This window comes from Streptomyces mexicanus, from assembly GCF_902506575.1.
In the GTDB taxonomy this organism is placed as follows: Bacteria; Actinomycetota; Actinomycetes; order Streptomycetales; family Streptomycetaceae; genus Streptomyces; species Streptomyces mexicanus.
The window spans coordinates 3,382,215-3,403,467 of sequence record NZ_LR732544.1 but is presented as its reverse complement, the minus strand read 5'-3'; the positions used below and the strand labels follow the sequence as shown (position 1 = coordinate 3,403,467).

The window sequence follows — 21,253 nt, the reverse complement described above, 5'->3', positions numbered from 1 at the left end:
CCTCAAGACGCGGCTGCAGAAGGGAGCCGTGCGGACGTACCCCCCCTCGGTGCCGGTGGTCAAGCCCGGCCGGGTCGCCGGCCAGCACTCCAACCCGCGCGCCGAGCCCATGGAGCCCCCCGACGGCGCCCCGCTGCCCGGCGCCCCGGCCGCCGACCGCGCGCCCGGCCCGGTGCGGCAGATCGTCCGTCGCGCGGCCCGCGGCGCCTACCGGCACGGCGTCCAGCGCGTGGCCCCCGTCATCCGGCGGATGGGAGAGCTGTGAGCCGCCCGAAGACCCTGCCCGAGGAGCAGATCCCATGACCGATCCCCTGACCGGCCCGCACGCGGGCGACGGCGCCCCCGAGCGCCGCGTGCTCGCGGTGATACCCGCCCGCGGCGGCTCCAAGGGCGTGCCCGCCAAGAACCTCGCCCCCGTGGGCGGCCTGCCGCTGGTGGCGCGCGCCGTGCGCGAGTGCCGGGCCGCCCGGCTGGTGACCGACGTGGTGGTGTCCACCGACCACGGCGCCACCGCCGCGGCGGCACGCCGGGCCGGTGCCGAGGTGGTGCTGCGGCCCGCCGCGATATCCGGCGACACGGCCACCTCCGAGGCGGCCGTCCTGCACGCCCTGGACACGCACGAGGCGCTGCACGGGAGGCGGGTCGACGTCGTCCTGCTGGTGCAGTGCACCAGCCCCTTCCTCGTCCGGGAGGACGTCGACGGGGTGGCCCGCGCGGTCCTCGACGAGGGCGCCGACACGGCCCTGACCGTCGCCCCGTTCCACGGCTTCGTCTGGCGGGACGCGGACGACGAGGCGGGCGCCGGGACGCCCGGCGAGGGCAGCGGCGAAAGGAGCGGTGCGGGCAGCGGCGGCCACGGCGTCAACCACGACAAGGCCCACCGGCCGCGCCGCCAGGACCGCCCCCAGGACCTGCTGGAGACCGGTGCCGCCTACGCCATGGACGCGGCCGGCTTCCGCACCCACCGGCACCGCTTCTTCGGTCGCACCGAACTGGTGCGCACCGACCCGGCGCGGGTGCTGGAGATCGACGACCCGCACGACCTGGCCCGCGCCCGCGCGCTGGCCCCCCTCCTCGACGCCGGCCGGCCCGGTGCCCTTCCCGCCCGCGACGACATCGACGCCGTCGTCCTCGACTTCGACGGCACCCAGACCGACGACCGGGTGCTGATCGACGCCGAGGGACGGGAGTTCGTCTCCGTCCACCGCGGCGACGGACTGGGCATCGCCGCCCTGCGCCGGAGCGGCCTGAAGATGCTGATCCTGTCCACGGAGCAGAACCCGGTCGTCGCCGCCCGCGCCCGCAAGCTGAAGCTCCCCGTGCTGCACGGCGTCGACCGCAAGGACCTCGCGCTGAAGGAGTGGTGCGAGGACCAGGGCATCGCGCCCGAACGGGTGCTCTACGTCGGCAACGACGTCAACGACCTGCCGTGCTTCGCCCTGGTCGGCTGGCCCGTGGCGGTCGCGAGCGCCCACGACGCCGTACGCGGCGCCGCCCGCGCGGTCACCACCGTCCCCGGCGGCGACGGCGCGATCCGGGAGATCGCCGGCTGGCTCCTCGGCCCCTCCCTCGATTCAGAAGGGGGGGCAAGAGGAAAGGGGGAGAGGGAGAGGAAGGGGAAAAAGGGGGAGGAAGGAAGGGGAGGGAGAGGGGGAGTGGGGAGGGGAAGGGGAGGAGAAGGGGAGGGAGGGGGGGGGAGGGGGGAGGAGGGGGAGGGGGGGGGGGGGGGGGGGGAGGGCGGGGGCGGGAGGGGGGGGCGGGGTGGAGGGGGGGGGGGGGGTGGGGGAGGGGGGGAGGGCGGAGGCGGTGGGGGGGGTGGGGGGGGGGGGGGGGGGGAGGGGGGGGGGGGGGGGGGGGGGGGGGGGGTGGAGGGGGGGGGGGGGGGGGGGGGGGGGGGGGGGGGGGCGGAGCGGGGGGGGCGCCGGGGGGGGGGGGGGGGGGGGGGGGGCAGGGGCGGGAGATGTCGTTGGGGGGGGGGGGGGGGGGGGAGGAAGGGGGGAGGGCCCTCCGCGGGCCGCTGCGGCCCGTGCAGGTCCTTCCCGCTTCTCTCCCCCCGCACCTCCCCACGTAAGGACATCTCCTGCCATGAGCACCAACTCCCGCATCCGCACCCTGGGTTCGCGCGAGGTCGGCCCCGGCCGCCCCGTCTACGTCACCGGCGAGATCGGCATCAACCACAACGGCGACATCGAGAACGCCTTCAAGCTGATCGACGCGGCCGCCGAGGCCGGCTGCGACGCCGTGAAGTTCCAGAAGCGCACGCCCGAGATCTGCACCCCGCGCGACCAGTGGGACATCGAGCGCGACACCCCCTGGGGCCGGATGACCTACATCGACTACCGCCACCGCGTGGAGTTCGGCGAGGACGAGTACCGCCAGATCGACGCCTACTGCAAGAAGAAGGGCATCGACTGGTTCGCCTCCCCGTGGGACACCGAGGCCGTCGCCTTCCTGGAGAAGTTCGACGTCCCCGCCCACAAGGTGGCCTCCGCCTCCCTCACCGACGACGAGCTGCTGCGCGCCCTGCGCGCCACCGGCCGCACGATCATCCTCTCCACCGGCATGTCCACCCCCAAGCAGATCCGCCACGCGGTGGAGGTCCTCGGCTCGGAGAACATCCTGCTCTGCCACGCCACCTCCACCTACCCGGCCAAGGCCGAGGAGCTGAACCTGCGGGTCATCAACACCCTGGAGCGCGAGTACCCGAACGTCCCGATCGGCTACTCCGGCCACGAGACCGGCCTGCAGACCACGCTCGCCGCCGTCGCCCTCGGCGCCGTCTTCGTCGAGCGGCACATCACCCTGGACCGCGCCATGTGGGGCTCCGACCAGGCGGCCTCCGTCGAGCCGCAGGGCCTGAGCCGTCTCGTCCGCGACATCCGCACCATCGAGGCGTCGCTGGGCGACGGCGTGAAGCGGGTCTACGACTCGGAGCTGGCGCCGATGAAGAAGCTGCGCCGCGTCGCCGGCGTCGTCGCCGAGGCGGAGATCGCCGCGGCGGCGGGCGAACCGGTCACGGTGTGAGACCGAGCCCCGGCCCCGCTCCCATGACCCCCCACACCCTCGCCTTCGTCGAGAGCCCGGTCCAGCTGCTCAACGTCCTGGAGTGGGCCCACGGCCCGGGCGCGGACCCCGGTCCGGGCCCGGACGTCAGCCTGGGATCTGCCGCCGGCCCGGGCTCGGACCACGGCCTGGGGTCTGTCCCCGGCCCGGATCCGAGCCCGCGCCCCGAGGGCTCCGGTCCGAGCCCGCGCCCGGAGGGCCCCGGCGCGTGGCTCACGCTCGTCGTGCTGTCCCCGACCGACCCGATGACCCGGGGCCAGCTGCGGCGCATGGCCGAGCTGGCCCGCGAGGAAGGGCACGAGGTCCGCTGGGAGGAGGCCCGGGGCGGGGCCACGGCACCGCTGCGGACCATCGGCGCCCTGGCCGGGCCGCTGCGCCGGGCCCGGCGGGTGGTGATGGGCGACCCGTTCTCGCGGTACGTGCAACTCCTGCTCACCATCACCGGGGCACAGGACCTCGTGGTCGTGGACGACGGGACGGCCACGATGGAGTTCGTCGCCCAGCTCGCGCGGGGGGAGCGGCTGGTGCGCTGGCACCGCAAGGGCGGCCGGCCCGGCCCGCGCGACGCCGTCTTCGCCCCGGTGTCGGCCGTCGCCCGCCGCCGCCTGACCCCGCGCACGGGCCGCGCGGGGCAGGCGGAACGCCGGGTGGAGGTCTTCTCCTCCATGCCCCTGGCGGAGGTGCCCGACGGCGTGACCGTGACCGCCAACGACTTCGCCTGGACCCGCGCCCGCTTCGGCCCGCCCCGCGTCATCTCCGGCGCGGACCTCGTGGGCACCTCGCTGGTCGAGACGGGCGTGGTCGACCGCGACCGCTACCTCGACGCCGTCCGCGCCCTGGCCGTGACCCACGGGGCGCGCCGCTACTTCGCCCACCGCCGCGAGAGCACGGACAAGCTGCACCGGCTGGCAGTGGAGACGGGCCTGGAGGTGGTCCGCCCCGACCTGCCGCTGGAGCTGATCGCCCGGCGTGGCCCGATCGGCCGTACGATCCTGAGTTTTCCGTCCACGGTGGTGCACACCCTGCCGCTGGCCCTGGCCGGTACGGCCGTCCGGGTCGCCGTCTGCGACATCGACCCGGCCTGGCTGACCGCCCACGCCTCCCCGCGCGCCCAGGGATTCCTGTCGGGGGTGACGGGCACGGCCCGGGACGTGCAGCGCCTCGCCCGGACGGCGCAGCCCGGCTGACGGCCGCGGCGGCGGCGGTCGCACCAGGTCAGGGGAGGCGCGCCAGGGTGTCCGCAGCGCGGACATTCCGGGCGTGGACCGGGCGAAGCGTGGTATCCGTGGAGAAAGCACAGTGGGATGGGTGCGGATGTGTACCCATCCCGGCCGATGTCCATGCGCCGGCGGCCGGTTTTTCTTTCCCCTGACGGGCTGAACTTTTGTTGATCGTGGGACAGTTGACCGTTCCGGCGGCATACCCTTCAGAGGGTGAAGCAACTGATGTCCCCAGAGTCCGAGGTCGATGTCCCCGCGGAAGCCGCCCTGCCCGGCACCCTGCCCGAGGCGCTGTTCGCCGAACTGGTCGCGTTCCGCCGCGACCTGCACATGCATCCCGAGCTAGGCAATCAGGAGTTCCGCACCACCGCCGCGATCAAGGAGCGGCTGGAGAAGGCCGGCCTCGCGCCGCGGGTGCTCCCGGCCGGGACGGGCCTCGTCTGCGACATCGGTACGGACGCGGGCCCGGACACCGACCCGGGCACGGACATCGGTGCGCCCGCCGGCCCCGACCCGGACGGCCTGGTGGCCGACCCGGACGCCCCGGCCGGCGGCATGCTCGCCCTGCGCGCCGACATCGACGCGCTGCCCATCCCGGACACCAAGGCCGAGTGCTCCTACCGCTCCACCGTGCCCGACCGCGCCCACGCCTGCGGCCACGACGTGCACACCACCGTCGTGCTCGGCGCCGGTCTGGTCCTCGCCGAGCTGCACCGACAGGGCCTGCTGCCCCGGCCCGTGCGGCTGATCTTCCAGCCCGCGGAGGAAGTGCTGCCCGGCGGCGCGACCGAGGCGATCAAGGCGGGCGTGCTGGAGGGCGTGAGCCGGATCCTCGCCGTGCACTGCGACCCGCGGGTGGACGCCGGGATGATCGGCCTGCGGCAGGGCGCCGTCACCTCCGCCTGCGACCGGCTGGAGGTGGCGCTGGACGGCCCCGGCGGGCACAGCGCCCGCCCGCACCTGACGACCGACCTGGTCACCGCCGTCGCCCGGGTCGTCACCGACGTGCCCGCGCTCGTCGGCCGCCGGGTCGACACCCGCGCCGGGCTCGCCGTCACCTGGGGACGCGTCGAGTCCGGGCACGCCCCGAACGTCATCCCCCAGCACGCCGAGCTGTCCGGCACCGTGCGCTGCCTGGACATCAACGCCTGGCGGCAGGCGCCCGACATCCTGGTCGCCGCGATCGACGAGGTCGCCAACCTGCACAAGGCCAAGTCGGAGATCAACTACGTCCGCGGGGTGCCGCCCGTGGTCAACGAACCGGTGGTCACCGACCTGCTCCGCAGGGCCATGACCGCCCGGCGCGGCCCGGAGTCGGTGGAGGGCACCGAGCAGAGCCTGGGCGGCGAGGACTTCTCCTGGTACCTGGAGCGGGTGCCCGGCGCGATGGCCCGGCTGGGCGTGCGCACCCCGGGCGAGCGGACCCTGCGCGACCTGCACCAGGGCGACTTCGACGCGGACGAGTCCGCGATCCGGGTCGGCGTGGAACTGTTCACGGCGGCGGCCCTGCTGCACCCGACGCACTGAGCCCCGGCCACCGGGACACGGCCCGCGGCGCGGCCTCCGCCGCGCCGACGCCCGTCCCCGGTCCGCGTCACCCTCGGTCGTGCTTGTCACTCGGTGTCCTGCCTCGACGCTCGTCGGGGTGGGGCACAGGCGTGTGCGCAGACCTTCGAGCGGCATGCCACGATTCGCAAGACTCTCCGTATGGACATACACGAAGGTTCCCCCATGGTTGCGGAGGTGCCGTGATCGCGGTACGTTGTGCATGTCAGTCACTGATCGAACTGGCGTGCGATTTGCCTGGATGCAGGCATAGCTATGCCCCGGGGCGCTTGCGAGCAGAGGCGCACACCGGGGCTTACACCGACAATCTAGTGCCTCGACCCTTGCCCAGGCAACACGGACCCTCGGGGGGATGTCCATGTCGTGCGCCACCGCCGACGAGGTTGTTCTCATCAAAACGATCGATGCCGGTCGGTATGCGGATTCCCAGGCCCTGTGCGCGCCCGACTGCCGTCAGGCTTTGGCTTGGTCGGACTGGGAGACGCACGTCTCGAAAGCGATGTACGAAATGCTTCGCACTTTGGAGAACGTACTGCGGAGCACCATTTCGGCTCGCCTGTCGACGTACTACGGTCGGGCGGACTGGTGGAATGCCCCGAGGCTCAACCTCACCTACGCCACGATGAGCAAGATCGAGAAGGCTGAGGAGAAGTTGTCGCGGGCGGGGGTACCTGCGACGCCCACCGCCATTCAGCGTGAGGTCTCGCTCGGTTTCTGGGTCACCTTGGTGGGTCGCGGCAACGACTACGAGACGCAGTTGTGGCGTCCGATGAAGGCCGGCTTCCCCGGCTATCGGGGGCGGCGTGAGCCGTTCTACAGGCGGTTGAACCACCTGCGTCTGCTGCGGAACAAGGTGGCGCACCAGGACCGTATCGGCGGGCGGGACCTTGCGGCCGACCGGCAGTCCGTACTGACGACCCTCGGCTATGTCTCTGAGGCCGTGGCCCGCCGGGTTGAGGCTGCCGATACGGCCCTGCCGCTGCTGCTGGCCAACCGACCCGGAGTCTGTGCTCAACGCAGGGGGAGTGGATCGTGAGTGCTCAGTCCGTGAGGCTGGGCGATATCTGCACGGTCACCGCCAGCCCTTCCAGCGACCTTTTCACCGAGTTCGGGGTTGACGTGGAAGGGATCCCTGTGGTGACCCCTGCGGACATCACAGACTCCCAGCGGATCGACCCGGAAGCGCTGCGACAGGTGCCCGATACGATCACCGGTCTCGAACGCTTCCGGCTGCGCCCGGGCGACCTGGTGATCGTGCGACTTGGTGGGGTGGGAAAGGTCGCGCTGGTCGACGACGCGGCGGACGGGTGGGTGTACCACTCCTCCTGTATCCGCGTTCGCCCACACATCGAGCGCGTCGACCCCGTGTACCTCGCTGCTTATCTTGCACACCCGCCGGTGGTGGCCGAACTGCTGTCCCATGTCCAAGTGGGCACGGTGCCGATTCTCACCACGCAGTCGCTGGAGGGACTGCCGGTGCTGCTGCCCGATGCTCGTCGTCAGCGGATCATGGCGGAAGCCCTGGGCGAGGTCAGCTTGCAGATAGATCTTCAGCAGCGCATTCTCACGCGTCTCAGTGCTGTGAGGCAGGGCATCTTCGCGCAGATGCTGGGCGACGAGCTGCCTGGTACGACCACCTCTCGGGCACCAAGCGCCGCACCCGAGCGCAGGGCACCCAGAACCCGTCGCACGAGTCGAATGTCATAGGCCGCCCCTAAGGTGGACCGGTCTCACACAGGACACACGTCCTGTGGAACATGAAGCAAGAGGAGAACCCAGTGGCACAGCTGACGTTGCCGCAGCTGGAACGGCATCTGTATGCCGCCGCGGACATTCTGCGCGGCAAGATGGACGCCGCGCAGTACCAGGACTACATCTTCGCGATGCTGTTCCTGAAGCGTGCGTCGGACCAGTTCGACGTGGCACGGGCCGCACTGGTCAAACGGCTCATGGCGGAAGGGAAGAGCCGGGAGCAGGCCGAGCGGATCTCCGAGGCGCGCGGAGCATACAAGGCGCACGAGTTCTACGTGCCGCACGAGGCCCGCTGGTCCACCATCGTGAGCCAGTCCCGGACCGCACCGGCCGAGGCTCTGAACGTGGCACTGGACGCATTGGAGAACAGCAACCACCAGGCTCTCGAAGGGGTTCTCTCCTACATCAGCTTCACCGATCCCCGCGGCAGCAACACCAAACTGACCAAGCCGGTCATTCAGCAGCTCATCGACCACTTCAGCGAATACCGGCTCAGCAACGACGACTTCGAGTTCCCCGACCTTCTGGGGCACGCCTACGAGTACATCATCGGCGAGTTCGCCGACGAGGGCGGCAAGAAGGGCGGCCAGTTCTACACCCCGCGCTCCGTCATCCGCATGATGAACCAGTTGGTCAAGCCGGAGCCGGGCATGTCGGTGTACGACCCGTGCTGCGGATCGGCCGGCATGCTCATCTTGGCCAAGGAATACGTACAGGAGCACGGCGGCGACGAGTCGCACCTGTCGGTGCACGGCCAGGAGGACAACGGCAGCGCCTGGGCGATGGCCCGTATGAACCTGCTGCTGCACGGTGTGGCCGACGGCGTCATCCACCACGGCGACACACTCGCCGACCCCAAGCATGTGCTGCCGAACGGACAGCTTCAGCGCTTCGACCGCATCCTTACGAACCCGCCGTTCGCTCAGAACTATCGCCGTGAGGGCATGAAGTTCCCCGAGCGGATGGTGAACTGGACGCCTGAGTCAGGCAAGAAGGCCGACCTCATGTTCGTCCAGCACGTGCTCGCTGTGCTGGAGGCGGACGGTATCGCGGCGGTCGTCATGCCGCACGGTGTGCTCTTCCGGGGCGGGGAGGAGCAGAAGATCCGCGCGCGGATCATCGAGGAAGGCCGACTGGAGGCCGTCATCGGTATCGGCCCCAACGTCTTCTACGGCACCGGTATCCCCGCCTGCATCCTCGTGCTGCGCGGCCGCAACGGCGCCCCCGAAGGCCGCCGCGACGGCGTGCTCTTCATCAACGCCGATCGGGAGATCACTGCCGGCCGCACGCAGAACCTTCTGGAAGCTCAGCACGCGGAGAAGATCGTCTCCGCGTACGAGAGGTGGGAGGAGATCCCTGGGTTCGCCCGCGTAGTGCCGTTCGATGAGCTGGCGGAGAACGACTACAACCTCAACATTCGCCGCTATGTGGACAACACCCCTGCTCCGGAGCCGCAGGACGTGCGGGCGCACCTGTACGGGGGCGTGCCGAGGAGCGAGATCGCTGCGCGCAGGAAGCAGTTCGAGGCATTCGGTATCGACGCCGAGGCCCTGCTTTTCCAGCAGCGGGACGGCGACCCGGACTACGTGGACTTCCTTGAGGAGGGGTACGAGGCGACGGCGATGCGGATCCCGGAGCTCGCACAGGAGAAGGAAGCCGTCCTGGAGCGAGCGTTCCACACCTGGTGGGACGAGCACCGGGAGCGTCTGGCGCAGCTGCCCGTGCACCGGCAGAAGGCGCAGGCCCGCCAGGAACTGCTCAGCACGTTCGTCGCGGCGCTGGAGCCGGTGGGAGTCCTCGACAAGCACCAGCTCGCGGGCGCGGTCGCGGCTTGGTGGTTTGATGCGAGAAACGACCTTGACGTGCTGATGGCCAAGAACTTCAAGGGCCTGATCGACGGGTGGGTGCGCAGCATTGCCTCGGCGTTCGAGGAGCCTTCGGAGAAGGCCGACGCCAAGACCAAGGCACGCTATCGCTCCGCGATGCGGAAGGCCCGCGAACACCGGCTGGTCCCCGAGTTGATCCCGGAGTATGTCAAGCAGCTGGAGCAGGCCGAGGCGCTGGTCGCGAAGCTTGACGCGGAAGTGAAGGCCGGCTCTCCGCCGAAGAAGACGTCTAAGGCCGGCGCGGACGGTGCGGAGGAGAGTGACGAGGAAGAGATCGACCTGTCGCAGGTACTGCCGCGCAAGGAGCTGGCCGCACTGCGGAAGCAGCTGAAGGAAGCGAAGATCGAACTGGCCGGGATCAAGGCGTCGTTCGTGACCAAGTTGGAGGGGGCGGCGAAGGAACTGTCCTCCGAGCAGGCGCGGGAGGTCGTGCTCGGCTTCCTGCGTGAGGACCTGTACGCGCGCATGAACCGCTTTGTCTTGGCGGACCGCCGGGCGCTGGTGGACGCGTTCCGAAACTGGGGGGAGAAGTACGCGGTGACGCTGACGGATCTGGAGCGGGAGCGCGAGGCTTCTGCGAAGCGGCTGCGGGGGTACTTGGAGGAGCTGGGGTATGCGTGAGGGCTGGCGGCGGGTAAGTCTGGGGGAGATTCTCAGGCTTCGATCAGAGCGGACGCACTCGGTAGACACCCTGCTCTCGGTCACTGCTGACCGGGGGGTGATCCGACAGAGCGAGAGCGGCCGACGGGATTCGTCCAGTGCAGACAAGTCCCTTTATTGGGATGTGCGTCCGGGTGATGTTGTTTACAACACAATGCGGATGTGGCAGGGAGTCTCGGGTGTCGCCAGTGAAGCTGGAATCGTTAGTCCAGCGTACACAGTGTGTGAACCGGTCGGCGCGGTCTCCAGCGAGTTTCTCCGTTGGTTCCTGAAGGACCCCAAGCTTGTGGGGAAGTTCTTTAACCGATCTCAGGGGCTTGTTAGCGACACATGGAATCTTAAGTACAGCGAGTTCAAGAAAATTGAGGTCGACCTTCCGCCACTGTCGGAACAGCTCCGTATCGCTGAAGTGCTCGACGAGGTCGATGCGCAGATCCAGGCGGTTGGAGCGATGGAGAAGAAGGACGCTGTCTCTCTGTCCGCCGTAATCTCTAGCCGACTCTCCGACCAAGAGCATCCGCGGCGCAAAGTTAAGGAGCTCCTAAAGGGGCGCCCTAGAAATGGGTTTTCGCCCACCGAAGTGGATGGTTGGACTGGATTTTTGGTACTAGGGCTCGGCTGTCTAACGCCAACAGGATTTGTGCCGCGGCAGTTGAAGCCCGTATCTCCTGATGTGGCATCTGGAAACTCGGCGACTCTTTCCGACGGCGACCTTTTGGTGAGTCGCGCTAACACGCGTGAGCTTGTCGGGCTGGCAGGGATTTATCGGAATGTAGGGGCTCCGTGCCTTTACCCGGATCTCATGATGAGGCTTACGCCGAAGCCCGGCGTTCCAGTAGAATTTCTAGAAAGCGTCTTTGCGCTGCCCGAGGTTAGGCGCCGCATTCAAGCCCTCTCGCAAGGCACCTCCGACAGTATGGTGAAGATCACTGGCGATGTGATCTGGAACCTCGAAGTCCCTGTGCCTGAATCAGGGAAAATCTCCGAGCTGTTGCTCGTGAAGGAGGATATGCGTCGGCGCTTGAAGATTCATGCGAGCGCAAAGGTGAAGCTCTTGAGGAAAAAGGAGGCTCTGATGGGTGATCTCCTCAGCGGCAAGGTTCCAATTACGTTTTAGCTGCGGTGCTCCGATTGCTTAATCCGTACCCCTGCATGCTGCTAGCCTATTTAGGAGACGGTCCAATCATGTCCGGCCCCGAGTACAAGTACGTAGAGGCGCCGCTGATCGCTCAGCTCACCCACCCCACCATGGGCTGGCGCCATGTCGTAGGTCTTCAGGGCGCGGAGCTGCAGGAGCCCGGTGAGGAACCGTACGTCCGGCAGGGGACGGACGGTGCTCTGCTCACCGGGATCCTGCGGCGGCGGCTGGACCGGCTCAACCGGACACCGAGCGGAGCGGCATGGCTGGATGATGCGCGCATGGCCACCGCGATCGCCGCCCTCAGCAAGGGCGGCTCACCCGGCGGGGGCCTCGTCGCAGCCAACGAGGCGGCGACGGAGGCGTTGATCGAGGGCGTTGACGTACCCGGTGTCCAAGGCTGGAGCGGCGGGCGGGCGCAGAAGGTGCGGTTCATCGACTGGGAAACCCCGCAGAACAACGACTTCCTTGTTGTTTCCCAGTTCCCGATGACGATCCCGGGGGCGCGGGATGACGCGGGCAAGCCCAAGAAGCTGATCGCCGACCTCGTCCTCTTCGTGAACGGCATCCCTCTGGTCGTCATCGAGTGCAAGAAACTCAAGGCCGGTCAGGGAGATGCGCACAAGGCCATCCAGCAACTCCGGCGGTACGCCAACCAGCGACGGGACTCGACCACACCTGAGGGCAGCGAACAGCTCTTCCGTACGGTTCAGTTGACGGTCGCCACCACGGGTGACACCGCGCTCCTGGGCACGTTCACCTCGCGTCCCCAGGACTACGTGGTCTGGCGGGACGCGTATCCGCTCGACACCAAGCAGGTGATCGCCACCACCTACCACCCCGACGACGCCTTTGCGGCAGCTCAGAAGGTGCTGGCCGCAGGGGTGCTTCACCCGCACCGCCTGCTCGACATCGTGCGCAATTTCGTCGTCTTCAAGGACGTGGAGACGGCCGGCGGGCGCACGGCCCGGGTGAAGATCGGTCCCCGTTATCAGCAGTACCGGGCCGTGCACAAGGCGATAGAGCGGCTCCGGACCGGTGAGACGAAGAAGGTCCATGGCAAGGAGGACAAGCGCGGCGGGATCGTCTGGCACACCCAGGGCTCGGGTAAGTCCCTGACCATGGTGTTCCTGGTGCGTAAGTTGCGCTCCACCCCGGGTCTGGGCCACTTCAAGGTCGTCGTGGTCACCGATCGCAAGCAGCTCCAGGACCAGCTCTCCGAGACGGCCACCCTCGCCGGTGAGAAGCCTGACATCATCACGCGTGCCTCCCAGGTACCGAAGGTCCTGGGACTGGAGAACGCCGGCCTCGTCTTCGTGATGATCCAGAAGCAGCAGGATGTGGAGAAAGCCCGGCAGAACGCCGCCGACTCCCTTGCTCACGAGGGCACACCAGGCTGGGGACTCGTCAACGACCGCGACGGAATCCTCATTCTCGTGGACGAGGCACACCGCTCGCACAGCTCCACACTCCACCAGAACCTGATGGAGTCTCTGCCCAACGCGGCTCGTATCGGCTTCACCGGCACCCCGATCATCATGAACCGCCGCAAGCTCACCACCACGACCTTCGGCGAGTTCATCGACACCTACCGGATCAAGGACGCCGAGGACGACGGGGCGATCGTGCCCATCTACTACGAAGGGCACGTCGCCAAGGGCGCGGTCGTCGACGGTGAGGCACTGGACGAAACGATCCAGGAGGAGTTCGAGGAACTCACCGACGAGCAGTACGACGAGCTCCAGAAGCGCTACGCCAACTCCTCGGCGGTCCTCGCAGCCGACGACATGATCCGGCGCAAAGCCCGGCACATGCTCCGCCACTATGTGGAAGGAGCCATGAAGGACGGCTTCAAAGCTCAGGTCGTCGCCCACTCCCGAGGCATCGCCGTCCGCTATCGGGAAGCCTTGCGCGATGCGCGGGACGACCTGGTCACCGAGGTGGAGAAGGCGGCGGCGTCACCTGCCCGCACGCTTCTCAAGGCGCAGGAGACCCCTGCGGAAGAGCGCACGCCCAGGCAGCGGCTGCTCGTTGCTGCCCACAAACAGCTCGCGCTCCTCAAAGTCATGGACTTCGTTCCGGTGATCTCCCCGGACGCGGACGATGCCAAGGAGTGGGCGTCCTGGACCGACGCAACCGCACACAAGAACGCGATCGCAGCGTTCCGTGCGCCGTTCCCGGATCCCGCCGACCTCACCCCGGACGCCAGGCCAGTGGCCATGCTCATCGTGCGCACCATGCTGCTCACCGGCTTCGACGCGCCCATCGAGCAGGTGATGTACCTGGACCGCCGGATGCGCGAGGCCGAGCTTCTGCAAGCCGTCGCGCGCGTGAACCGTACCTACGGAGAGACGAAGAAGGCCGGATACGTCGTCGACTACGCCGGGGTGGCCACGGCACTCCGGGAGGCCATGGACGCCTACGCCTCCGACGAAGCCGAGGGGAAACCCGTCGACTTCGAGACGGAGGAGGACAACCTGGAGAACCAGTACCAGGCGCTTCGGCATCATCTCGGCCTGTCCCAGGAGCTCATCGACCCCAGTGACACCGCCGCTGTCCATCGAGTCATCGACACACTGGAGGACGAGGAACGACGCATCACCTATCGCAAGCTGCTCCGGGCGTTCCTGGGCACACTCGCCCTTCTGATGCCCCGCGAGGTCACCCGGCCTTACCAGAAGCCCGCCAAGCTCTTCGCGTTCATCGCCCAGGTGGCGAGGCAGCGGTTCAGCGAGGAGGACGACGGCTTCAACCCCGCCGCCTACGGCGCTCGCGTCGCGGAACTGATCGACGAACACGTCAAGGCCCTCGGTGTCGAACGCGCGATAGAGCCCACCCGCCTCACTTCCGACGACTTCCACACAAAGGTCGAGCAGCTGCCGAGTGCACGCGCCAAGGCTTCGATGATGGCGCACGCCCTGCGCAGCCACATCGAAATCCACTTCCAAGAGAACCCGGTCGCGTACGACAAGCTCCGCCAGCGCCTGGAGGAGATCCTCAAGAAGTACGCGGAGAACTGGACCGGACAGGTGGAGGCTTTCAAAGACCTCTCTCAACGCGCCCAGGACGTGATGCAAGGGCGGGACTCCGGCCTGCCGGAGGACGTGCGTGCCCTGAGCAAGCTGGAGCAGGCCGTCTACCAGCAGCTGACGACTGTCATCACGGACGGTGTCATCACCGACGAGGTGCGTCGGGACCTGATCGGACTGGCACGTGAAGTGCGCTCCATCGCCGTGCGGCACAGTGCGCGGAAGGATCTGTTCTTCAATACGGCCGCATTGCACGATCTGCAGACCGATATCTGGATGCTGCTTGCCCTCAACGAAAGGACGGATCCCATGGTCGACAGTCTTGCTCCGGCACTGCGGGAGATCGTCCAGCACAACAAGAAGGATCTGTAATCCGTTCATGCACGACCCCCCGGCCGAACCGCTGCACATCGGCGGTCTGGTCATCGAGGTCCGCCCCGTGCCCGGACGTAAGAGCGTCCGGGTCACGGTGGAGCGCGACGCGCGGATTGTCGCGGCCGTTCCCGCCGGCACCGATCACATGACTCTGGAAAAACTCGTCCGCAGTCGGTTGCCCTGGCTCTACTCCAAGGTCCGCAGCCGTGAGGCGGAAGTGGAACACCGACCGGTTCGCCGCTTCGTGGACGGAGAGGGATTTTTCTATCTCGGGCGCAGCCACCGGCTGAGAATCGTGGGCGCGGCGCCCCACCCGGTGGCGCTGGCACAGGGAAGGCTCCAGCTGCGGCGGGACTGCGCGGACATCGCCAGTGACGTGTTGGTGGCCTGGTACGTGGAGCGAGGGAGACACTGGCTTCCCCGGCGGGTCGGCCCTTGGGCGAAGGCCCTGGATGCTCCCCCCGCCGACTTGATCGTCCGGCCGCTGGGCTACCGGTGGGGTTCGTGTTCGGCCCGGGGCGCACTCAACATCCACTGGGCGGTCATGCAGTTGCCTCCCGCCCTCGTAGACTACGTACTCGTCCATGAACTGGCCCACATGCACGTGCCCAACCACTCCCCGGAGTTCTGGCGCACCGTGTGCCGTGCCCTTCCGGACTACGAGGCCCGACGGCAGAGACTGGAGGAGTGGGGCGCAATGATCTGGCTGCCTTCCGCCTCCTGATGGTGGTCACCCCCAGGTGCCCCGCGGATCCGGCTTCGCGGGGTGTCCGACGCCGTACTCTCGGAGTATGAGCGCCAACCTCGGTGTACGGCTTCAGGGCATCCGTAAGCGTCGTGGCCTGAGCCAGCGCGAGCTGTCCGAACTCTCCGGCGTGTCCGTCTCCCTCATCCGCAAGCTGGAGCAGGGCGAGCGCGATGACACACGCCTGGAGACCGCACGTCGGCTCGCCAACGCCCTCAAGGTGCCCACGACCCGACTCATCGCCGAGCATGCGAATGTCGCAGCGGACGAGGAAACAGAAGAGCACTGGGCGCCCGTGCACACCGCTCTGGCGGCGCCTCCCGCGACCGACCGGCTTTCGGAAGAACCTACCTACGACGGTGTGAGGGACGCCCTTCGGGCGGTCGTGCCCCTGTTCGCCGGCGACCGCTTCGCCGACCTCGTGACGGCCCTGCCGCCCCTCCTGCGCGATATCGAAGTTTTCACCGAAACGGACCCCCGTGGCCGGCCGCTCCGCGCACGTTTGCTGGAGCTCACCGGCTGGCTGATGACCCAGACGCGGCAGTTCGATGCCGCCGACATGGCCTTGGAACGGGCCATGGACGACGCCACTGACCGCATACAGGCCGCCGCTTCCGCCAACGTCCGGTGTTGGCTCCTGCTTCGTCGAGGGCAACTCGCGGAGGCCCGGGAGCTGGCCGCTCACTGGGCTGACGAGGTCGAGCCGCGCATGTCCCGTGCCACCTCGGCAGAGCTGAGCACTTGGGGCTGGCTCCTGCTTCGCCTGTCGGCTGCGGCGATCCGGGACAACCGCCCTGGAGAGGCCAAGGACGCCCTACGACTGGCTCGCTCGGCTGCCGTGGCACTGGGAGAGGAGTGCACACCGGACGGTGACTTCCTCCGCGCCTTCGGGCCTGTCACGGTGGCCCTGAAGCGAGCGGAGAACGCGATGGTGGCCGGGCGGCCCGACGACGTGCTGTCCCTGGCCGCCAGGATTCCCGTGGACACCCTGGAACCGACCTCGAACAACCGGAACCGGCACCTCCTGGACGTCGCCGGAGCCCAGACGCACCTGCGCCAGTACGCGGAGGCAGTGGACACTTTTCAGAAGATCCGCGCCGGCTCCCCGCAGTGGCTGTCGCATCAGCGTCTGGCCACAGACGTCCTCAAGCGCATCGTGAGCAAACGTCGGACGCTGACCCCCGAGATGCGGGAGTTGGCCGACCTGGTCTCACTGCCCGTGTGACGCCCTGTGGCATTCCCGGTCGGCCCCGGAGCAAAGTGCCATCGACGCGGCTCAGTCGGCCTCCGTACGTTGGTGGCATGGGCAACGGAACGATGCGTGAAGACGCGAGCGGCAGCGTGAAGTCGCCGCGACTGCTGCCTTGGACGCACGAGGGAGAGCCGTGCTGGCTGTCGGCCGGAAGCGAGGGCGGCGTGCTGTCCGGGCTCGCGGACGCGATAGAAGCCGAACAGATGCGGGACGGCCACGAAGTGCTCTTCCAGTCTCGTGGCCTGCTGGAGCAATCCGAGCGGCTCGGCGTCCATGAATGGAAGCTCATCGCGCTCCGCCTGACCGAGAGCCTGGCCGATGTGCTCCGGGTATCGGAGTCTCGCGGCATCCGTCTCGGGGTCACCGATCCGACTCTCGGCGACGACGCGGAGGAGATCGATGAGGTGCCGACGGCCGATGAATGACCACCGGCATCCGGGAAGATGTCCGCCGACTGCCGGGGCACGACGGCTGGAAGGCGCCTGCCTGGACTGTCCTGTCCCCACGCTACGGCGGCGCGGTCTCCATGCATGACGGCCTGATTGATCCGGCCGGTGAGCCCCTGCCTCATCCGGCGGGCGGAGACGCCCTTGAGGCTGTTGACCAGCTTGGAGACGGGGACCTTGGGCGGATAGTGCACCAACGGGTGGACGCGCTCGCGTCCGCCGTCGAACTCCTCCAGCTCCGCCTCAAAGTGCTCGCAGACCTTGCGCATGATGTCTTTCGCAGGTGTCAACATCTCGTCCTTGCAGACCTCACGTCGATACTCCGTCACAAAGACCCGACGCACATGCATCGCCGAAACGCCTTGTCCACCGCGTCTGTGGTCGTTCCATCCGTAGACCAATCGCGTCAGGATCTTGAGCGTGCAGCTCCGCTACAACTACCGGGCCTATCCGGATACCTCTCAGCAGCGAGCGCTGGCCAGGGCCTTCGGGTGTGCCCGCGTGGTATGGAACGACTGCCTGCGCGACCGGAAGAAAGCCCACGCGGCGGGGCTGCCCTATGTGACCTCGGCTGAGCTGTCCCGGCTTCGCATCACCCAGGCCAAACGGACCGAGGAACGCGCTTGGCTCACGGAGGTGTCGGCGGTTGTCCTGCAACAGTCCCTACGAGACCTGGACGCCGCCTACAAGAACTTCTTCGACGGCCTCAAGGGCAAGCGGCCCGGCCGCAAGGTCGGCCCTCCCCGTTACAAGACGAAGAAGGACACCCGGCAGTCGATCCGCCTCAACACCAACGCCTTCTCCCTGAAGGACGACGGCACGGTGTACGTGGCCAAGGTCGGCGACCTCAAGGTCACGTGGTCGCGGCGGCTTCCGGCCGCCCCGACTTCTGTGACTGTCATCAAGGACAGCTGTGGTCGGTACTTCCTCAGCTTCGTCGTGGACACCGAGCCGGACACCCTCCCCGAGGTGGAAGCGGAGTGCGGTATCGACCTGGGCCTGTCCGCCTTCGCGATCCTGTCCGACGGCCGGAAGATCGACAGCCCGCGTTTTCTGCGCCGCGCTGAGAAGAAGCTCAGGCGGCTTCAGCGGGAGCTGGCCCGCAAGCAGAAGGGATCGAAGAACCGGGCCAAGGCCCGCATCAAGGTCGCACGCCAGCACGCCAAGGTGGCGGACCGGCGCCGGGACTTCCACCACAAGGCATCCACGCAGATCATTCGCGACAACCAAGCGGTGTACGTGGAAGACCTCGCGGTGTCCGGCCTCGGCCGTACCCGGCTCGCCAAGTCCGTGCACGACGCGGGATGGTCCGCGTTCGTCGGCATGCTGGAGTATAAGGCGGTCAAGCACGGCCGCGTCTTCGCCAAGGTGGACCGTGTTTTCCCGTCCTCTCAGGTCTGCTCGGCCTGCGGATTCCGGGACGGTCCCAAGCCCCTGCACGTCCGGGAGTGGACCTGCGGCGCATGTGGCACCGTGCTTGACCGCGACCACAACGCAGCCTGCAACGTCCTCTTCGAAGGGCGTCGCATCGTCGCCGCTGGACGGGCGGAGACGCTAAACGCCTGTGGAGCCCCGGTAAGACGGGCACACGTGCCCGCACAGCGCGATGAAGCAGGAAGCCCCGGAAAGGTCAGAGGACCCAGGGTGGAATCCCTGTACTTTTAGACCGGGGCACTTCAATGTGCGCCGCAATCGCCCCGCGGCCAGGGGCGGGCGGATGCGGGCCGGTGACGGTGCCGTGGGCCGGAAGGGGAACTGCTGTGCGTACGAAGTCCCGGAAGACGACGTTCTCCCGCGCCGCGCTGGCCGTCACGGTCCTCGCGCTCGCCGCCGCCGGGTGCGGCAAGTCCAGCACGGAGTCCGGCGGGGGCGGATCCTCCGCGTCCGCGGGGACCTACTCCGGCAAGGGCATCGGACTGGCGTACGACGTCGGCGGCAAGGGCGACCAGTCCTTCAACGACGCCGCCTTCGCCGGGTTCCAGAAGGCCGAGAAGGAGTTCGGGATCGGCGGCCGGGACGTCGAGCCCAGCGACAACGAGTCCAGCGCCGACAAGGTGCAGCGACTCGAACAGCTCGCCAGGGCCGGCTACAACCCCGTCATCGGCGTCGGCTTCGTCTACGCCCCCGCCGTCAAGGAGGTCGCCGCCAAGTACCCGAAGGTCACCTTCGGCATCGTCGACGACGACACGGTGAAGGCGAAGAACGTCGCCGACCTCCTCTTCGACGCCGAGCAGTCCTCCTACCTGGCGGGTGTGGCGGCGGCCAAGGCCACCAAGAAGCACCACATCGGCTTCATCGGCGGTGTGGACGTCCCGCTCATCCACACCTTCGAGGCCGGTTTCGACCAGGGGGCGCGGTCGGTCGACCCGAAGATCAAGATCGAGTCGCAGTATCTGACGCAGACCGCGCAGGAGGGCGGCTTCTCCAGCCCGGACAAGGGCAAGGACGCGGCGAGCGGCCAGATCGAGGCGGGCGCCGACGTCATCTACCACGCGGCCGGCCTGTCCGGGCAGGGCGTGATCCAGTCGGCGGCCCAGCACAAGGTGTGGGCGATCGGCGTCGACTCCGACCAGTACAAGCAGAGCAGCCTCGCCGACTACAAGGACTGGATCCTCGGCTCGGCCCTGAAGAACGTCGGCGGCGCGGTCTACGAGCTGACCCGGTCCGTCGTCCAGGGCAAGCCGCTGAGCGGCGAGGTGCGCGGCGACCTGAAGTCGGGCGGCGTCGGCTTCGCCGACTCCAACCCGCGCTACCGGGCGATGAAGGACGTCGTGGCCGCGGTGGAGAAGGCCAGGCAGGACATCATCGACGGCAAGGTCACCGTCGAGGCGCGCTAGGGCGCCTCCGGCGCCCGCGCGCCGGTGGCTCCCGCCCCCGCGTGCCGGTGGGTCCCTCGCCTTCCGTGAGGGTCCCGCCGCCGTCCGTATGAGCGGCCACCGGTGTGGCCACAGCTCGATAACGGAGGGGACAGAAGGGGTTTTCCGTCTGGTCTACGCGCGTTACGCTGCGGCGGAACCAGCGCCTGGTCCGGGCGCTTGCACGAAGGAGTCTCGTTCCATGCGCCGGGTGTCCCGTATCGCCGTTGCGGGTGTCGCAACCGCAGCCCTCGCCGTGACCGTATCCGCCTGTGGCAGCTCGTCCAGCGAGTCGGCCGGCGGTGGCAAGAAGAACCTCGGTCTCGCTCTCGCCTACGACGTCGGCGGCAAGGGCGACCAGTCCTTCAACGACGCCGCCACGGCGGGTATGGAGAAGGCCGACAAGGAGTTCGGCTACAAGTCCGCGGCCGTCGAGCCGCAGGACGGCGAGTCGGACGCCGACAAGGTCCAGCGTCTGGAGACCCTCGCCAAGCAGGGCTACAACCCGGTGATCGGCGTCGGCTTCGCCTACGCGCCGGCCGTCAAGGAGGTCGCCGCCAAGTACCCGAAGGTCACCTTCGGCATCGTCGACGACGACACCATCAAGGCGAGCAACGTCGCCGACCTCGTCTTCCACGAGGAGCAGGCCTCCTACCTCGCCGGTGTGGCCGCCGCCAAGACGACCAAGTCGAACGTCGTCGGCTTCGTCGGCGGTGTCGACGTGCCGCTGATCCACAAGTTCGAGGCCGGCTTCAAGCAGGGCGTCGAGGACACCAAGAAGGGCGTCAAGGTCAAGTCGCAGTACCTGACCGAGACCGCCGCCGAGGGCGGCTTCGCCAGCCCGGACAAGGGCGAGAACGCGGCCAACGGCCAGATCGACGCGGGCGCCGACGTCGTCTACGCCGCCGCCGGCCTGTCCGGCCAGGGCGTCATCAAGGCGGCCGCCGCGCACAAGATCTGGGCCATCGGCGTCGACTCCGACCAGTACAAGCAGGCGGCGCTGGCCAAGTACAAGGACTCGATCCTCACCTCGGCCATGAAGGACGTCGCGGGCGCGGTGTTCAACCTGGCCAAGTCCGTCAAGGACGGCAAGCCGCAGACCGGCGAGGTGCGCGCCAGCCTGGCCACCGGCGGCGTGAGCCTGTCGGAGTCCAACCCGGTGTTCAAGAACAACGCCGATGTCCAGGCCGCGGTCAAGAAGGCCGAGGAAGGCATCAAGAACGGCACCATCAAGGTCAAGACCTCCTGACCCGAGGGTCCGCGGAA

The 21,253-nt window shown here is 68.3% G+C and carries 14 protein-coding genes and 3 pseudogenes; 16 read left to right on the top strand and 1 reads right to left on the bottom strand.

All coding sequences use genetic code 11. The features are described 5' to 3' along the window. From GV126_RS15135 to GV126_RS15080, 13 genes and pseudogenes are all read left to right on the top strand, one after another. Positions 1–265: pseudogene (locus GV126_RS15135) on the top strand (hypothetical protein); the annotation flags it as partial. Between the two features lie 34 nt (positions 266–299). Beyond that, a pseudogene (locus GV126_RS15130) lies at positions 300–1,577 on the top strand (cytidylyltransferase domain-containing protein); the annotation flags it as partial. 508 nt (positions 1,578–2,085) lie between these two features. Further along, positions 2,086–3,024: an N-acetylneuraminate synthase family protein gene (locus tag GV126_RS15125; RefSeq protein ID WP_159666729.1), complete on the top strand. Its 939-nt coding sequence runs from the start codon at positions 2,086–2,088 to the stop codon at positions 3,022–3,024. Positions 3,025–3,047: 23 nt separating this feature from the next. Further along, the gene (locus tag GV126_RS37175) at positions 3,048–4,250 is read left to right on the top strand and encodes a hypothetical protein (protein WP_185946776.1); all 1,203 of its coding nucleotides are present in this window, start codon (positions 3,048–3,050) and stop codon (positions 4,248–4,250) included. A 258-nt stretch (positions 4,251–4,508) separates the two neighbouring features. Beyond that, positions 4,509–5,810: an amidohydrolase gene (locus tag GV126_RS15120; protein WP_159666727.1), complete on the top strand. Its 1,302-nt coding sequence runs from the start codon at positions 4,509–4,511 to the stop codon at positions 5,808–5,810. Between the two features lie 391 nt (positions 5,811–6,201). Then, on the top strand, positions 6,202–6,885 hold the full coding sequence (locus GV126_RS15115) for a hypothetical protein (protein WP_159666725.1): 684 nt from the start codon (positions 6,202–6,204) through the stop codon (positions 6,883–6,885). Next, a complete protein-coding gene (locus GV126_RS15110) occupies positions 6,882–7,556 on the top strand; it encodes a restriction endonuclease subunit S (RefSeq protein ID WP_159666723.1) in 675 nt (224 codons plus the stop codon). Before GV126_RS15115 ends, GV126_RS15110 begins: the two co-directional genes overlap by 4 nt. 71 nt (positions 7,557–7,627) lie before the next feature. After that, positions 7,628–10,108 (top strand): type I restriction-modification system subunit M, encoded by a 2,481-nt coding sequence (locus GV126_RS15105; RefSeq protein ID WP_201299845.1) that lies wholly within the window; start codon positions 7,628–7,630, stop codon positions 10,106–10,108. Next, positions 10,101–11,264: a restriction endonuclease subunit S gene (locus GV126_RS15100; RefSeq protein WP_159666719.1), complete on the top strand. Its 1,164-nt coding sequence runs from the start codon at positions 10,101–10,103 to the stop codon at positions 11,262–11,264. Before GV126_RS15105 ends, GV126_RS15100 begins: the two co-directional genes overlap by 8 nt. A gap of 68 nt (positions 11,265–11,332) precedes the next feature. Further along, entirely contained in the window at positions 11,333–14,686 is a 3,354-nt protein-coding gene (locus tag GV126_RS15095) for a type I restriction endonuclease subunit R (protein ID WP_159666716.1), read from the top strand. Positions 14,687–14,693: 7 nt separating this feature from the next. Then, the gene (locus GV126_RS15090; protein WP_159666714.1) at positions 14,694–15,413 is read left to right on the top strand and encodes a M48 family metallopeptidase; all 720 of its coding nucleotides are present in this window, start codon (positions 14,694–14,696) and stop codon (positions 15,411–15,413) included. Positions 15,414–15,480: 67 nt separating this feature from the next. Continuing rightward, positions 15,481–16,659, top strand: coding sequence for a helix-turn-helix domain-containing protein (locus GV126_RS15085; RefSeq protein WP_159666711.1), 1,179 nt, complete (start codon positions 15,481–15,483; stop codon positions 16,657–16,659). Positions 16,660–16,736: 77 nt separating this feature from the next. Then, entirely contained in the window at positions 16,737–17,111 is a 375-nt protein-coding gene (locus GV126_RS15080; protein ID WP_236570000.1) for a hypothetical protein, read from the top strand. A gap of 140 nt (positions 17,112–17,251) precedes the next feature. Here the strand turns inward: GV126_RS15080 and tnpA are convergent. Further along, a pseudogene (gene tnpA / locus GV126_RS15075) lies at positions 17,252–17,482 on the bottom strand (IS200/IS605 family transposase); the annotation flags it as partial. A gap of 70 nt (positions 17,483–17,552) precedes the next feature. Here tnpA and GV126_RS15070 point away from each other — a divergent pair. The 3 genes from GV126_RS15070 (at position 17,553) to GV126_RS15060 (ending at position 21,236) form a co-directional block, all read left to right on the top strand. Further along, positions 17,553–18,797 carry an RNA-guided endonuclease InsQ/TnpB family protein gene (locus GV126_RS15070; RefSeq protein ID WP_159666708.1) on the top strand — a complete coding sequence of 415 codons (1,245 nt, stop codon included), beginning with the start codon at positions 17,553–17,555 and terminating at the stop codon, positions 18,795–18,797. Positions 18,798–18,892: 95 nt separating this feature from the next. Next, on the top strand, positions 18,893–19,969 hold the full coding sequence (locus tag GV126_RS15065) for a BMP family lipoprotein (RefSeq protein ID WP_419795999.1): 1,077 nt from the start codon (positions 18,893–18,895) through the stop codon (positions 19,967–19,969). Between the two features lie 220 nt (positions 19,970–20,189). After that, on the top strand, positions 20,190–21,236 hold the full coding sequence (locus GV126_RS15060) for a BMP family lipoprotein (RefSeq protein ID WP_159666706.1): 1,047 nt from the start codon (positions 20,190–20,192) through the stop codon (positions 21,234–21,236). Positions 21,237–21,253 lie beyond the last annotated feature (17 nt).

Bases quoted from the DNA above. Each gene is read 5' to 3' on its own strand.
- GV126_RS15080 (WP_236570000.1), top strand. From the start codon at position 16,737: ATGGGCAACGGAACGATGCGTGAAGACGCGAGCGGCAGCGTGAAGTCG.
- GV126_RS15085 (WP_159666711.1), top strand. From the start codon at position 15,481: ATGAGCGCCAACCTCGGTGTACGGCTTCAGGGCATCCGTAAGCGTCGT.
- GV126_RS15100 (WP_159666719.1), top strand. From the start codon at position 10,101: ATGCGTGAGGGCTGGCGGCGGGTAAGTCTGGGGGAGATTCTCAGGCTT.
- GV126_RS15125 (WP_159666729.1), top strand. From the start codon at position 2,086: ATGAGCACCAACTCCCGCATCCGCACCCTGGGTTCGCGCGAGGTCGGC.
- GV126_RS37175 (WP_185946776.1), top strand. From the start codon at position 3,048: ATGACCCCCCACACCCTCGCCTTCGTCGAGAGCCCGGTCCAGCTGCTC.
- GV126_RS15115 (WP_159666725.1), top strand. From the start codon at position 6,202: ATGTCCATGTCGTGCGCCACCGCCGACGAGGTTGTTCTCATCAAAACG.
- GV126_RS15120 (WP_159666727.1), top strand. From the start codon at position 4,509: ATGTCCCCAGAGTCCGAGGTCGATGTCCCCGCGGAAGCCGCCCTGCCC.
- GV126_RS15060 (WP_159666706.1), top strand. From the start codon at position 20,190: ATGCGCCGGGTGTCCCGTATCGCCGTTGCGGGTGTCGCAACCGCAGCC.
- GV126_RS15090 (WP_159666714.1), top strand. From the start codon at position 14,694: ATGCACGACCCCCCGGCCGAACCGCTGCACATCGGCGGTCTGGTCATC.
- GV126_RS15095 (WP_159666716.1), top strand. From the start codon at position 11,333: ATGTCCGGCCCCGAGTACAAGTACGTAGAGGCGCCGCTGATCGCTCAG.